The organism is Pectobacterium sp. CHL-2024, assembly GCF_044751765.1.
Taxonomy (GTDB): Bacteria; Pseudomonadota; Gammaproteobacteria; order Enterobacterales; family Enterobacteriaceae; genus Pectobacterium; species Pectobacterium brasiliense.
In genome coordinates, this window is sequence record NZ_JBIXKO010000003.1 from 325,528 (window position 1) to 340,706 (window position 15,179).

General features: G+C 54.2%; 9 protein-coding genes. 8 read left to right on the plus strand and 1 reads right to left on the minus strand.

Annotated features, from left to right (window positions below):
- Window positions 1–125 precede the first annotated feature (125 nt).
- The 6 genes from ACIPUG_RS08200 to ACIPUG_RS08225 all read left to right on the plus strand — a co-directional run bounded on the left by ACIPUG_RS08200 (window position 126) and on the right by ACIPUG_RS08225 (window position 8,071).
- The gene (locus ACIPUG_RS08200) at window positions 126–1,478 is read left to right on the plus strand and encodes an MFS transporter (protein ID WP_039283110.1); all 1,353 of its coding nucleotides are present in this window, start codon (window positions 126–128) and stop codon (window positions 1,476–1,478) included.
- Between the two features lie 741 nt (window positions 1,479–2,219).
- Window positions 2,220–3,557: an enolase C-terminal domain-like protein gene (locus ACIPUG_RS08205; RefSeq protein WP_205544878.1), complete on the plus strand. Its 1,338-nt coding sequence runs from the start codon at window positions 2,220–2,222 to the stop codon at window positions 3,555–3,557.
- A gap of 36 nt (window positions 3,558–3,593) precedes the next feature.
- The gene (gene gudD / locus ACIPUG_RS08210) at window positions 3,594–4,934 is read left to right on the plus strand and encodes a glucarate dehydratase (RefSeq protein WP_039497744.1); all 1,341 of its coding nucleotides are present in this window, start codon (window positions 3,594–3,596) and stop codon (window positions 4,932–4,934) included.
- A 69-nt stretch (window positions 4,935–5,003) separates the two neighbouring features.
- Window positions 5,004–5,774, plus strand: coding sequence for a 2-dehydro-3-deoxyglucarate aldolase (gene garL, locus ACIPUG_RS08215; protein WP_010309153.1), 771 nt, complete (start codon window positions 5,004–5,006; stop codon window positions 5,772–5,774).
- A 59-nt stretch (window positions 5,775–5,833) separates the two neighbouring features.
- A complete protein-coding gene (garR, locus tag ACIPUG_RS08220; protein WP_258070492.1) occupies window positions 5,834–6,748 on the plus strand; it encodes a 2-hydroxy-3-oxopropionate reductase in 915 nt (304 codons plus the stop codon).
- Window positions 6,749–6,925: 177 nt separating this feature from the next.
- On the plus strand, window positions 6,926–8,071 hold the full coding sequence (locus ACIPUG_RS08225) for a glycerate kinase (protein WP_104212848.1): 1,146 nt from the start codon (window positions 6,926–6,928) through the stop codon (window positions 8,069–8,071).
- Window positions 8,072–8,165: 94 nt separating this feature from the next.
- Here the strand turns inward: ACIPUG_RS08225 and barA are convergent, their stop codons facing one another.
- A complete protein-coding gene (gene barA, locus ACIPUG_RS08230; RefSeq protein ID WP_400338104.1) occupies window positions 8,166–10,961 on the minus strand; it encodes a two-component sensor histidine kinase BarA in 2,796 nt (931 codons plus the stop codon).
- A gap of 226 nt (window positions 10,962–11,187) precedes the next feature.
- On the opposite strand from barA, the gene rlmD reads away from it, so the two are divergent.
- Both rlmD and relA read left to right on the plus strand, forming a co-directional pair.
- On the plus strand, window positions 11,188–12,537 hold the full coding sequence (rlmD, locus tag ACIPUG_RS08235; protein WP_400338106.1) for a 23S rRNA (uracil(1939)-C(5))-methyltransferase RlmD: 1,350 nt from the start codon (window positions 11,188–11,190) through the stop codon (window positions 12,535–12,537).
- Between the two features lie 53 nt (window positions 12,538–12,590).
- Window positions 12,591–14,825, plus strand: a complete 2,235-nt coding sequence (gene relA / locus ACIPUG_RS08240) for a GTP diphosphokinase (protein ID WP_014916489.1) — start codon at window positions 12,591–12,593, stop codon at window positions 14,823–14,825.
- Window positions 14,826–15,179 lie beyond the last annotated feature (354 nt).

Consider the following 15,179-nt stretch of genomic DNA (forward strand, 5'->3'; position numbering starts at 1 on the left):
GGCTATTCGCAAAAAAAATAAAAATGGGAAGTTAACTATCCACTGAATCTTCATTCTGATAACCCTACACCGTTATCTGTTATTCGGAATGAATGAGCGAACCGCGATTGAAGCAGGAGTTCATCATGAATACAGTAAGCTCAGCAGCTGGCGCGATACAAAAGAGAACAAACGCCCGCTACTGGATTGTCGTGATGTTGTTTATTGTCACGTCATTTAACTATGGCGACCGTGCCACATTGTCTATTGCTGGCTCTGCGATGTCCAAAGAGATTGGCTTGGATGCGGTGGGGATGGGCTATATCTTCTCAGCGTTCTCCTGGGCGTATGTAATTGGGCAAATACCCGGAGGCTGGCTGCTCGATCGCTTTGGCTCAAAGAAAGTTTACTTCTACAGTATCTTCACCTGGTCGCTTTTTACCTTACTACAAGGTTTTGTCGACATTTTCAGCGGCGCAGGCATCGTTATTTCTCTGTTCTTCCTGCGTTTTATGGTTGGTCTGTGTGAATCGCCTTCTTTCCCGGGGAATAGCCGCATTGTGGCTGCCTGGTTCCCTGCACAAGAGCGTGGTACTGCCGTCGCCATATTCAACTCGGCACAGTATTTTGCCACGGTTATTTTTGCACCGATCATGGGATGGTTGACGCAGGCGGTAGGCTGGGCGCACGTGTTCTGGTTCATGGGCGGGCTGGGTATCATTTTGAGCTTTGTCTGGCTGAAAGTGATCCACGATCCGAAAGATCACCCAGGTGTGAATCAGGCCGAATTGGACTACATCGAAGCCGGTGGCGCACTGATTAACATGGATGCCAAAGGGACGAAGAAAACGACCGAAAAAGGCGAAAAATGGCATCAGATCAAACAATTAATGCAGTCTCGCATGATGCTGGGTGTGTATATTGGTCAATACTGTATTAACGCACTGACTTACTTCTTCATCACCTGGTTCCCGCTTTATCTGGTTCAGGCTCGCGGTATGTCGATCCTCAAAGCGGGATTTGTCGCCTCGGTGCCTGCTATCTGCGGTTTTGTCGGGGGCGTTCTGGGCGGCATTATTTCCGATTACCTGATGCGCCGGACCAACTCCCTGACCTTTGCCCGTAAAACGCCAATCGTTCTCGGTATGTTGCTCTCCATGTCGATGGTGATTTGTAACTACGTTGAAACCGAGTGGGTGGTTATTGCGGTGATGTCCGCAGCCTTCTTCGGTAAAGGCATTGGTGCGCTGGGCTGGGCAGTTATGGCCGATACCGCACCGAAAGAAATCAGTGGATTGAGCGGCGGGCTGTTCAATATGTTCGGTAACGCGTCTGGTATCGTGACGCCGATTGCGATTGGCTACATCATCGGAATGACCGGTTCCTTCAACGGGGGGCTGGTGTATGTCGGGATCCATGCGCTGGTTGCGATCTTCAGCTACCTGTTCATCGTAAAAGATATTAAACGTATCGAATTGAAGCCGTTCGTTAAGAATTAAGGCCATTCGTTACTGCATTCATCTGAATATAGGCAATAACACGAAACGCTGCGCTATCGTACTGATGGCGCAGCGTTTCTCTATATACCCGTCATACTTCACGTTGCATGTGCGTTGGCTGCGTTCACTCACCCGAATCACTTACTTGAGTAAGCTCATCGGGACTCATTCTCTTGCCGCCTTCCTGAAACTCGAATTATTTAGGGTATAGATTTGCCGTTTATTTACTTCATGGAAATCCGGGTTTTACCTCTGCGAAATCGGCTGCTGGGAAGACGTATTTCGGTGTTTATAAGGCGGAAATTTGCTTTGCCCGGTTTTCGTGAAACACCTCCCATTGGCCTGTGATAATGACATATTTAATCTGCATTTCGACAGGGAATGCTGTGCTATTGCCCAATGAGTTGTGAAATAAGAAAACTTATACTTTTTACTGAGGTTGGTAAGGCGGTACGGAGTACAACATCGCTTTCCTGACTGGTTTATTTCGGTATCGGGACAGTTATAACCTGTTTTTATTCTGATAACCCTACAAGCAGTGTTCAGTTCAAATCAGAGTAAAAACAAGGTCGCGCTAATAAAGTAGGAAAACAACATGAAATCATCTACTGGTGCACCATCTGTTTTTTATTTCTGTATGACTGAATTATTTTCATCCGCTTCAATGCGCCCCTGCGTTGTGGCAAACATCGGAAACCTAAGCGTCAATCCTGTGCGCTCCATTTGTGACGGGAGCCTGTAATGACAAACTTTTCAGCGACGCCTGTGATTACCGACATGAAAGTCATCCCCGTTGCGGGCTATGACAGCATGTTGCTGAACATCGGCGGTGCGCATGGTGCTTACTTCACGCGTAACCTCGTCATTTTAACCGACAGCGCCGGGCATACCGGTGTCGGCGAAGCGCCCGGTGGTGAGGTCATTTACAACACGCTGGTTGAAGCCATTCCTCGTGTAAAAGGCGAACAAATCGCCCGTATGAACCGTCTGGTTCATGACATTCATGTCGGCAACCAATCTTCTGATTTTGACTCCTTCGGCAAAGGTGCCTGGACGTTCGAGCTGCGCGTGAATGCGGTGGCAGCACTCGAAGCGGCGCTGCTCGATCTGCTGGGGCAATTTATGGGTGTCCCCGTTGCCGAATTGCTGGGGCCGGGTAAACAGCGTGATGAAGTCACCGTGCTCGGTTATCTGTTCTATATCGGCGACCGCACGAAGACAGATCTGCCTTACTTGTCAGGTGAGAAAGGCAAGCACGAGTGGTATCACCTGCGTCACCAGCAGGCGATGGACAGCGAGGCGATTGTGCGTTTGGCCGAAGCCACGACTGACCGCTACGGATTCAAAGATTTCAAACTCAAAGGTGGCGTGTTGCCCGGCGAGCAAGAAATAGATGCCGTGAAGGCGCTGAAGAAACGTTTCCCGGATGCGCGTATTACCGTCGATCCAAACGGTGCCTGGCTGCTGGATGAAGCGATTGAGTTGTGCAAAGACATGAAGGGCATTCTGACCTACGCGGAAGACCCGTGCGGTGCCGAACAAGGTTTCTCCGGTCGTGAAGTGATGGCGGAATTCCGCCGCGCCACTGGGCTGCCAGTCGCGACCAACATGATTGCCACCAACTGGCGTGAAATGAACCATGCCGTGATGCTACAGGCGGTCGATATTCCGCTGGCCGATCCGCATTTCTGGACGATGCACGGTGCGGTGCGCGTCGCCCAACTGTGTGATGAGTGGGGCCTGACGTGGGGCTGCCATTCCAATAACCATTTCGATATTTCTCTGGCGATGTTCACGCACGTGGGGGCTGCGGCACCGGGTAACCCGACGGCGATCGATACGCACTGGATCTGGCAGGAAGGGCAGCATCTGACCAAAGAGCCGCTGCAAATCGTCAACGGTAAAATTAAGGTGCCGGATCGTCCCGGTCTGGGGATTGAGCTGGATATGGAACAGGTCATGAAAGCTCACGATCTGTATAAAAAATTACCGAGCGGGGCACGTAATGATGCCGTTGCCATGCAGTATCTGATTCCTGGTTGGAAATTTGACCGTAAACGCCCGGTTTTTGGCCGCTAACCCTACAGTGAAAAATTAGAGAGAAAGGATAAGAAAATGACATTGCAAAGTTCAACGCCGGTGATTACCCACATGCAGGTTATTCCGGTTGCAGGTCACGACAGTATGCTGCTCAACCTGAGTGGCGCACATGCCCCTTATTTCACTCGCAACATTGTGATTCTGAAAGATAACGCCGGGAATACCGGTGTTGGCGAAATTCCCGGCGGTGAGAAAATCCGTCAGACGCTGGAGGATGCTGCTGCGCTGGTGGTGGGTAAAACGCTGGGCGAATACAAAAACGTGATGACGGCGGTACGTGCGCAGTTCGCCGACCGCGATGCTTCCGGGCGAGGTTTGCAGACATTTGATCTGCGCACCACCATCCATGTCGTCACGGGGATCGAAGCCGCGATGCTCGATCTGCTGGGGCAATTCCTCAACGTCAGCGTGGCCTCGCTGCTGGGCGATGGTCAACAGCGTGATGCCGTCGAGATGCTGGGCTATCTGTTCTACATCGGCGATCGTAATAAAACCGATTTGCCTTACCAGAGCCAGACGAATGAGAAATGCGACTGGTACCGTCTGCGTCATGAAGAAGCGCTGACGCCAGAGACCATTGTGCGTCTGGCTGAGGCCGCGTACGAAAAATACGGCTTCAACGATTTCAAACTGAAAGGCGGCGTATTGGCCGGTAGCGAAGAGGCCGAGGCGGTTACCGCGCTGGCAAAACGCTTCCCACAAGCGCGCATCACGCTGGATCCAAACGGTGCCTGGTCGCTGGATGAAGCCATCGGTCTGGGCAAACAGCTGCGCAACGTGCTGGCGTATGCAGAAGATCCGTGCGGCGCGGAACAAGGTTTCTCTGGTCGTGAAGTGATGGCGGAATTCCGCCGTGCGACGGGGCTGCCTACTGCGACCAACATGATCGCCACCGACTGGCGGCAGATGGGGCACACCATTTCGCTGCAATCGGTCGATATCCCGCTAGCCGATCCGCACTTCTGGACGATGCAAGGTTCCGTTCGTGTGGCGCAGATGTGCCACGAATGGGGCTTAACCTGGGGTTCTCACTCCAATAACCACTTTGATATTTCACTGGCCATGTTTACTCAGGTCGCTGCGGCGGCACCGGGCAAGATCACGGCGATTGATACGCACTGGATCTGGCAGGAAGGCAACCAACGCCTGACGAAAGAACCGTTGCAGATTGTTGGCGGCATGGTGGAAGTGCCGAAGAAACCGGGTCTGGGCGTCGAGCTGGATATGGATCAGGTGATGAAAGCACACGAACTGTATAAAAACATGGGATTAGGCGCACGTAACGACGCCATGGGAATGCAGTACCTTATTCCTGAGTGGACGTTTGATAATAAACGTCCGTGTCTGGTTCGCTAACGTTCTGATTTTCCGTTTTTTGAGCGCGCCGCTTCAGGCAAGCGGCGCTGGAATGACCGAGGATAAAAAATGAAGACTCCGCTGTTACCTAACCGTTTTCGCCAAGATTTGCTGCAGGGGAAAACGTTGATTGGCTGCTGGTGTGCGCTGGGCAACCCGATTTCAACTGAAGTACTGGGGCTGGCGGGATTCGACTGGCTGGTGCTGGATGGAGAGCATGCGCCTAACGATATCGTGACGTTTATTCCTCAGCTCATGGCGCTGAAAGGCAGCCACAGCGCGCCCGTCGTTCGTCCGCCGTGCAATGAGCCGATCATCATCAAGCGGCTGCTGGATATCGGGTTCAATAACTTCCTGATTCCCTTCGTGGAAACGGCGGAAGAAGCCGCGCGTGCGGTTGCATCAACGCGTTATCCGCCAGCGGGGATTCGTGGGGTTTCCGTGGCGCACCGTAGCAACTGCTATGGCACCGAACCGGATTACTTCGCCAAGATTAACGACAACATTACCGTCGTGGTGCAAATCGAAAGTCAGGACGGTCTCGACAATCTGGATGCGATTATCGCGGTTGACGGCGTAGATGGCGTATTTGTTGGCCCGAGCGACCTGTCTGCGGCGCTGGGCTATCTCGGTCAGCCTAACCATCCTGACGTGCAGAAGGCGATCCGCCACATCTTCGATCGTACCGCGGCGCATAACAAGCCATGCGGCATTCTGGCTCCGGTTGAAGCCGATGCGCGTCGCTATCTGGAATGGGGCGCAAGCTTCGTTGCAGTCGGTAGCGATCTGGGCGTGTTCCGCAGCGCAACACAGGCGCTGAGCGACAAGTACAAGAAGTAATTCAGTCATTCCGTGCGAATCGGATCCGCCATAAGGCGGGTTCATCGTGAATTGAAGTGATATCTACATCAGACAATGAGGTTAGGGCGATGAAAATTGGTTTTATTGGATTGGGCATCATGGGAAAACCGATGAGTAAAAATCTGCTGAAAGCAGGTTACTCATTAGTCGTGATGGATCGAAATCTGGACGCGGTCGCGGAAGTGGTTGCGGCAGGCGCCACGGCGGCTACAACGCCGAAACAGGTTGCAGAACAGTGCGATGTCATCATCACCATGCTGCCTAACTCTCCACACGTTAAAGATGTGGTGCTGGGTGAAAACGGCGTCATCGACGGTGCTCGTGCCGGAAGCATTGTGGTGGATATGAGCTCAATCGCCCCGCTTGCCAGCCGTGAAATTGCGACCGCACTGGCCGCGAAAGAGATCGCGATGCTGGACGCGCCGGTCAGTGGCGGTGAGCCTAAAGCGATCGACGGCACGCTGTCCGTGATGGTTGGTGGTGACAAAGCTCAGTTTGACCGCTGCTTTGAGATTCTCAAATCCATGGCGGGTTCCGTTGTACATACCGGTGATATCGGTGCCGGTAACGTGACCAAACTGGCGAATCAGGTGATTGTGGCACTGAACATTGCCGCCATGTCTGAAGCATTGGTGCTGGCGACGAAAGCAGGCGTTAACCCGGATCTGGTTTATCAGGCGATCCGCGGTGGTTTGGCGGGCAGCACCGTGCTGGATGCGAAAGCACCGATGGTGATGGATCGTAACTTTAAGCCGGGTTTCCGCATCGATCTGCATATCAAGGATCTGGCGAACGCGCTGGATACCTCACACGGCGTGGGTGCACAACTGCCGTTAACCGCAGCGGTGATGGAAATGATGCAGGCGCTGAAAGCGGACGATCTGGGATCGGCCGACCACAGTGCGCTGGCGTGCTACTACGAGAAGCTGGCCAAAGTTGAAGTTACGCGATAAGCCGTGAAGCGATAGTCACGAGGCTGGCACAGGATGCCAGCCGACTGGCAGATAATCACTCTGATCTACCTCCTGGGTTTCAGGATTTGCTGCCCTGAACGTTGGCAGGTATAAGCGCCGTTTCATGAGCGCGCGGATTATTGATGCAATCGGAACGTTGATGAAATCGGATCGTTTATGAAAATAGTGATCGCACCGGATTCTTATAAAGAAAGCCTGTCTGCACAAGATGTTGCTACGCAGATTGAAAAGGGATTTCGTGAAATATTTCCCGATGCCTGCTATGTCAAATTGCCTGTTGCAGATGGTGGGGAAGGCACCGTTGAAGCCATGGTCGCTGCGACCGATGGCAAGATTGTGAATGTTAAGGTGACAGGGCCGTTAGGCGATAACATCGATGCGTTCTTTGGCCTGTCTGGCGATGAAAAAACGGCTTTTATTGAGATGGCGGCGGCAAGCGGTCTGGAACGTGTGCCTTCGCAACTGCGTAATCCGCTAAAAACCACCAGCTATGGCACGGGCGAGTTGATTCGCTGCGCGTTGGATCACGGTGTTCGGCACTGCATCATCGGAATTGGCGGGAGCGCAACCAATGACGGCGGGTCGGGCATGGTACAGGCGCTGGGCGCGAAGTTGCTGGATAAGCAGGGCGAACAGATTGGTTTTGGCGGTGGTGAACTCGACAAACTTGAACGCATCGATATCAGCGAGCTGGATGAGCGTATTAAAAATTGTCGCTTTGAAGTGGCCTGCGATGTGACCAACCCGTTGACGGGGAAACAGGGTGCGTCGGCGATTTTTGGCCCTCAGAAAGGGGCAACGGCAGAGATGATTGAACAGCTGGATAATGCGCTGAAGCATTATGCGGCGGTGATTCGGCACGACCTGGATATGGACGTGGAACACGTTCCCGGTGCGGGGGCGGCAGGCGGTATGGGGGCGGCGCTACAGGCCTTTTGCGGTGCCGAGCTGCGTCAGGGCATTGAGATTGTCACGGAAGCGTTAGGGCTGGATGAACTGGTACGAGACGCCACGCTGGTGATTACCGGGGAAGGGCGCATCGACAGTCAGACAATCCACGGCAAAGTGCCGATTGGCGTGGCGCGGGTTGCCAAACAGTATAATAAACCGGTGATTGGCATTGCCGGCAGCCTGACGGCAGATGTCGCCGTGGTGCATGAACATGGCCTGGATGCCGTATTCAGCGTGCTTTACAACATCTGCTCACTCGAAGAAGCGCTGGATAATGCGGCAGAGAATGTGAGAATGACTGCACGTAATATCGCTGCCACGATCCGACTGGCGCAGTCGGTATCGCGTTGAGCCGTATTGATTCGATAGTTTTGTTGTTCGTCAGTAAAAGGCAGGCGTATTGCGGACGCCTGCTTTTTGCGCATTCATGACCATACGTTCATCATTACGAATGCATCGATTTGATATGCGGTTGGGCGGCTTTGTTGACGTTGTCGATTTCGTCCAGTAGCTCCAGCCATTCGGGTTCCAGATCGCTGGCGTGAATGCCTTTACGCAGCTGTTGTTCCAGATAGCGGCAGATGCGTTGCAGGCGTGGAACGCCGCTGTAGCTGCAACTGCCGTGCAGTTTATGAACCAGCTCGATGATGTCATCATCCGTCTGGCCCTTCAGCACGTTTTCTATCTTCCGCTGAACCTCCGGCAAGAAATCCAATAGCATTTGCAGCAGATCACGTGCTAACTCTGGTTTGTTTGCCGCCTGTTGCTGCGCCAGCGCCCAGTCGAGTGATAGCTGACTATCGTCGTGCTCGTTCAGTAATCCCGCCATATCGGCCCGATTGCGCTTCAACGGATCTTGCCGTGCATGACGTGTCAGCACGCTTTTCAGCATCTGTTCATCTATCGGTTTAGCCAGATAGTCATCCATACCCGAACGCAGCAGGTGCTCGCGTTCACCGGTCATGGTTTGTGCCGTCACCGCGATAATCGGCGTGGTGGCATGGTGAGGGATCTGACGGATCAGCTCGCTGGCGCAAATGCCGTCCATACCCGGCATCTGAATATCCATGAGGATAACGTCGAACTGATGCAGCTGCGCCTGTGCAATCGCATCTTGTCCGTTTTCACACAGGATAATAGTCTCGACCTGCTCTTCCAGCAGCGTGCCGATCAGTTTCAGATTAGCGGGATTGTCATCCACCGCCATCACGCTCAGCGGCAAACGGGCGGGATGGCGTACGATACCCTGGTGCGATGCGGCATCGTCCGGCAGAAAAGAGAGCTGGAACAGCGTGCTGTCCTGTAACAGCGGCAGCAGGCGTGACGCGGCGAGCGGCTTGCTCAGGCAGGCATGTACGCCGAAGGTTTTCAACTGCTCGGCATCCATTTGCGCGAGGCTGGGCAGCGCCAGAATCACACAGGGCGAACGGCGGCAGATATCGCGCAATCTGGGCGTGTAGTCGAGCAGGGTGTTGCGATATTGCACGGGAATACCGAGCAGCAGGATATCGAATTCCCCTTCCGGCAGTTGCTCAAACGTCGGGCTGTAGCTCACGATAAGCGGCGTCTGGCTCAGGATATCCAGCGTGGCCTGCGCGGCGATGGGATGGTACTCAACGTAGGCCAGATGTTTGCCTTGCAGCATCGTGTAGGCCGGTTCGGTCGGCATGGTGTGCGGGTTGAGCGGCAGCGTGATATGGAACCAGAAGGTCGATCCCTTGTTGAGCTGGCTCTGGAAACTGATATCGCCACCCATCTCTTTGACCAGACGCTGGGTGATGACCAGCCCAAGCCCCGTACCGCCATGACGGCGCGAAATACTGGTGTCGGCCTGACGGAACGCCTGGAACAGCTGAGATTGCTGCAACTCGGCAATACCGATGCCGGTATCGCGTATTTGCACTTCTAGCTGCACCTGATGAGATTCCTGTCGACGCTTCTCCACCCGAATATCGATGTTGCCCTGTTCGGTGAATTTGATCGCATTGCCCAGCAGGTTGGTGATGATTTGCTGTATGCGCAGCGGATCGCCGACAAACTGTTCGGGCACGTCATTCTGAATACTGAGCGTTAGCTCCAACCCTTTTTCATGTGCCGTGTGCGCCAGAAGCATCACAACGTCGTCCAGCGTGCTGTGCAGCGAGAACGGAATATCTTCCAGCACCAGCTTTCCGGCCTCCAGCTTCGAGAAATCCAGCACATCATTAATAATATTCAGCAGGTTATTGGCGGACCGTTCGATGGTGAGCAGATAGTCCGTCTGTGTGGTGTTCAGCGGCGTCTTCAACGTCTGGCGGGTGAAACCGATCACGCCATTCAGTGGCGTTCTCAGTTCGTGCGACATATTTGCCAGAAACTCTGATTTGATGCGTGCCGCTTCCTGCGCGCGCTTTTTGGCCAGATCCAGCTCGACGTTCTGGATCTCCATCTGCTCCAGCGTTTCCCGCAGATCGTAGGTCGCCTGATCGATATTTTGCTGCATCTCTTCGTGGTAGGCGGTCAGTGACATCGCCATCGAGTTGATGCCGTTTTTCAGCATATCCAGTTCGCCGAGCATGTAACCTTCGACCCGGCTATCCAACTGCCCACGGCGAATGCGGTCAACGGTATCCACCATATTACGAATCGGGGTGGTGACATCCCGCATCAGGCGATAGGCAAAGATGACGGCAGCACCCAAAGAGAGCAGCAGCAGGAGCGCGGCGATGAAGATTTCCTGATACTGCTGAAGCCGAATGGTGTTGGTATCCAGCTCGATCACCAGATAGCCGAGAGGTGTAGCGGTACCGGGCAGCACCGGTGTTGTCCCGCCCGGCATGAATTCGCTGTCATTGACGATCGGCATGTGCAGAATCAGCGCGTCATTCGTGTGGTGCAGGTGCAGTTTATTGTGTGCAAGCGCATCGCCGCTGAGCGGCTGCAATGTCACGTTGTTGCGTACGTTGGTGGTCGCCAGAAGCTGATTACGCGCATCGAACACGCTAATGGTGCGAATAATCGCGGAGTGACGGCGATGAAGCGTATTGATTAACGCTGGAATCGTGTCCATCTGGCGATGGGTAATGGCGTAAGCGCTGATGGTCGCCAGCGGCTCAATGATACTGGTGCCCGAATCGGCCAGCTGCGACTGCAACTGATTGTAACGATGAATGACGAAGAACGAACTGAGCAGCAGCCCGATCATCAATGTCGGTGCCAAAATCAGTATCAACATCCGTGCACGAAGACTGTATTTGGTCATGGGGTTCCAATGTGGGAGAATTAGGGGATGCGAGGCACCCTATTATTTAATTTAGTTATACCTTAAATAATTCGAGTTGCAGGAAGGCGGCGACACAGTGAATCCTCAGGAGCTTACTCAGGTAAGTGACTGGGGTGAGCGAGGAAAGCCAACGCACATGCAGCTTGAAGTATGACAGGTATTTGGGTACAGCCGTTCAACTTAAGAGATCAATCGATAGTACATTATGGCGCAATTCTACTCTCCAAACCGGCGTGTGACGACCCGGAAAGCGATTCCTGCTAAGAACCTCACTGTTACGGTCACGTCGCTTGATCCGTTTGGGCAGGGGGTGGCGCGTCACGACGGCAAGACGGTGTTTGTCACGGGGGTACTGCCGGGAGAGCAGGCCGACGTTCAGTTGACGGAAGAGAAGCGTCAGTTTTCACATGCAAAACTTAAACGCCTTCTTACGCCTAGCCCGCAGCGCGTTACGCCGCCGTGTCCGCATTTTACCCGCTGTGGCGGCTGCCAGCAGCAACACGCGGACATCACGCTGCAACAGAGCAGCAAAACGGCTGCATTGGTGCGCCTGATGACGCGGGAAACGGGCGCAGAGCTGCCTGAAGCCTCGCTGATCGCCGGCACACCTTATGCCTATCGGAGGCGCGCGCGGCTTGCGTTATACTTTCAGGCAAAAGAGCAGCGTCTGTTGATGGGCTATCGACAATCAAATTCTCACGATCTGGTGGATATCAACGCCTGTCCGGTGTTGCGCCCCGAGCTTGAAGCGCTGCTGCAACCGCTGCGCGATTGTTTGAGCCGATTAAAGGCGGTGAAGCGTCTTGGGCATGTGGAGCTGGTGCAGGCGGAGAACGGTCCGCTGCTGGTGCTGAGGCACCTTGATCCACTCCATTCATCGGATCAGCAGGCGCTGCGTGACTTTGCGCAGCAGCAGGGTGTTTCGGTTTATCTGGCACCGGATGCCGACTCGCTGACGTGTCTACAGGGCGAAGAACCGGTTTATCACGTTGACGGGCTGACGCTGGCCTTTAGCCCGCGCGATTTTATTCAGGTCAATGACGCGGTGAACCAGCAGATGGTCGCGCAGGCGCTGGCATGGCTGGATGTGCAATCGCAGGATAGAATATTAGATCTGTTTTGTGGCATGGGTAACTTCACGCTACCGCTGGCACAGCGTGCCGCCAGCGTCGTCGGCGTGGAAGGTGTGACCGCGTTAGTTGAGAAAGGACGCGAGAATGCCCGACGCAATGGGCTGTCCAATGTCACATTTTTTCACCAAAATCTTGAAGATGACGTTACGCAGCAGCCGTGGGCGGCTCAGGGTTTTGATAAGATATTACTTGATCCGGCACGTGCAGGCGCGGCAGGCGTGATGGAGCAGATAACCAGACTGGCACCAAAACGCGTGGTGTATGTCTCCTGTAACGCCACGACGCTCGCACGCGACAGCAAAGTATTACTGGCCGCTGGTTATCGGCTGGCGAATGTCGCCATGTTGGATATGTTTCCACATACCGGTCACCTTGAATCGATGGCACTGTTTTTGCACGATACCGGCACGCGAAAGGCGTAATAGGCAGCAAAGCAGCGTCGTTTGCAAGGTGAAGGGTAACGTAGGGAGAAATTATGGTTGCGGTAAGAAGTGCGCATTTGAATACGGCAGGTGAATTTGTCCCTGACGCGTGGATTGCTTCACTGGGTATTTCCAGCCAGCAATCGTGTGAACGTTTAGCCGAAACCTGGCGTTACTGTGAGCAGCAAACGCAAGATCACGCCGATGCGTCGCTACTGCTGTGGCGCGGTATTGAAATGGTGGAAATCCTGTCCACGCTGAGCATGGACAATGACAGCATGCGCGCGGCGCTGCTCTTTCCGCTGGCCGATGCGAACGTGGTCGATGAGGCGACGCTGGAAGCCGCGTTTGGGAAAAACATCGTTGATTTGGTGCATGGCGTGCGCGATATGGATGCAATCCGCCAGCTCAAAGCGACGCAGAATGATTCCGGCGCGTCTGAGCAGGTCGATAACATCCGCCGCATGCTGCTGGCGATGGTGGAAGATTTCCGCTGCGTGGTGATCAAGCTCGCGGAGCGGATTGCGCACCTGCGTGAAGTGAAGGATGCCCCGGAAGAAGAACGGGTATTGGCGGCCAAAGAGTGTACCAATATCTATGCGCCGCTGGCTAACCGCCTGGGTATCGGCCAGTTGAAGTGGGAGCTGGAGGATTTCTGCTTCCGCTATCTGCATCCTGATGAATATAAAAAAATCGCCAAACTGCTGCACGAGCGCCGTATCGATCGTGCGCAGTACATCGACGATTTTGTTAAAACGCTGCGCAACGCGATGAAAGAAGAGGGCGTGCAGGCGGAGATCTACGGTCGTCCCAAGCATATCTACAGCATCTGGCGCAAGATGCAGAAGAAAGCGCTGTCGTTCGATGAGCTGTTCGATGTGCGTGCGGTACGTATTGTCGTTGAACGCTTGCAGGATTGCTACGGTGCGCTCGGTATCGTGCATACCCACTATCGCCATCTGCCGGACGAGTTTGACGACTACGTCGCTAACCCCAAACCAAACGGCTATCAGTCCATCCACACCGTGGTGCTAGGTCCGGGTGGAAAGACGCTCGAAATTCAGATCCGCACGCGGCAGATGCATGAAGATGCCGAACTGGGCGTCGCAGCACATTGGAAATACAAAGAAGGCACCTCCGTGGGCGGGCGTTCCGGCTACGAAGGCCGCATTGCCTGGCTGCGTAAACTGCTTGCCTGGCAGGAAGAAGTGGCGGATTCGAATGACGTACTGGACGAAGTTCGCAGCCAGGTGTTTGACGATCGGGTTTATGTCTTTACGCCGAAAGGCGATGTGGTGGATCTCCCCACGGGCTCCACGCCGTTGGATTTTGCCTATCACATCCACAGTGATATCGGGCACCGCTGCATCGGGGCGAAAATCGGCGGACGTATCGTGCCGTTTACCTACCAACTGCAAATGGGCGATCAGATTGAAATCATCACCCAGAAGCAACCGAACCCGAGCCGTGACTGGCTGAACCCGAATCTGGGGTATATCACTACCAGCCGCGGACGTTCGAAGATTCAGAACTGGTTCCGTAAGCAAGATCGCGACAAGAACATTCTGGCGGGTCGGCAGATCCTGGATGACGAACTGGCGCATTTGGGTGTCAGCCTGAAAGCAGCGGAAAAACTGCTGTTGCCACGCTACAACGTGAATTCGCTGGATGAGTTACTGGCTGCTATCGGTGGCGGTGATGTTCGCCTGAACCAGATGGTGAATTTCCTGCAATCGCAGTTAAAACAGCCGAGCGCGGAAGAGCTGGATCGTGAAGCGCTGCGCCAGCTGACGCAAAAATCGCATCAGCCACCGGCACGCAACACGAAGGACAACGGCCGCGTGGTGGTAGAAGGTGTTGGCAATCTGATGCACCACATTGCCCGCTGCTGCCAGCCGATTCCGGGCGATGAGATCACCGGGTTTATCACGCGCGGACGGGGCATTTCGATTCACCGTGCCGACTGTGAACAGCTGGACGAACTGCGCGCCAGTTCGCCGGAGCGGATTGTGGATGCGGTATGGGGCGAAAGCTACTCCAGCGGTTATTCGCTGGTGGTGAGGGTGATTGCTAACGATCGTAGCGGCCTGCTGCGGGATATCACCACGATTCTGGCTAATGAGAAGGTAAATGTACTGGGCGTCGCCAGCCGCAGCGACACCAAGCAGCAGTTGGCAACGATTGATATGGATATTGAGATCTACAACTTGCAGGTGCTGAGCCGCATTCTGGCGAAGCTCAACCAACTGCCGGATGTGATTGACGCGCGGCGCCAGCAGGGAGCGTAAATGATGGTTTCACTATCAGCCAGTTGAAAACCTTGTTCGAGTGTGGTGAAAAGTTTCGTGCGTGGTTAGCAATATTGTTCTTTGTGGCACCATTGCCACGCCCGACTGAGGGATGCTCAGGTGCCGCATCCCTCAGAACCCTGGCTTTTGGCGAGAATTGTGCCGCGTTGCGGTTCCCTCGATGTACATGTCCGCTGTCGAGCCGTTCCATACGCGGCACAGGCTTTCGCCGCGTCCATGCGGCTCACTCGGCGGTCATGTGCATCTCAGCACAATTTTTTACGCCGTTGAAATGAAAATAGTGATGTCTTGGCGCTTTTTAGCCGAAGTTGGCTGCCGTGTTTTGCTATTTTT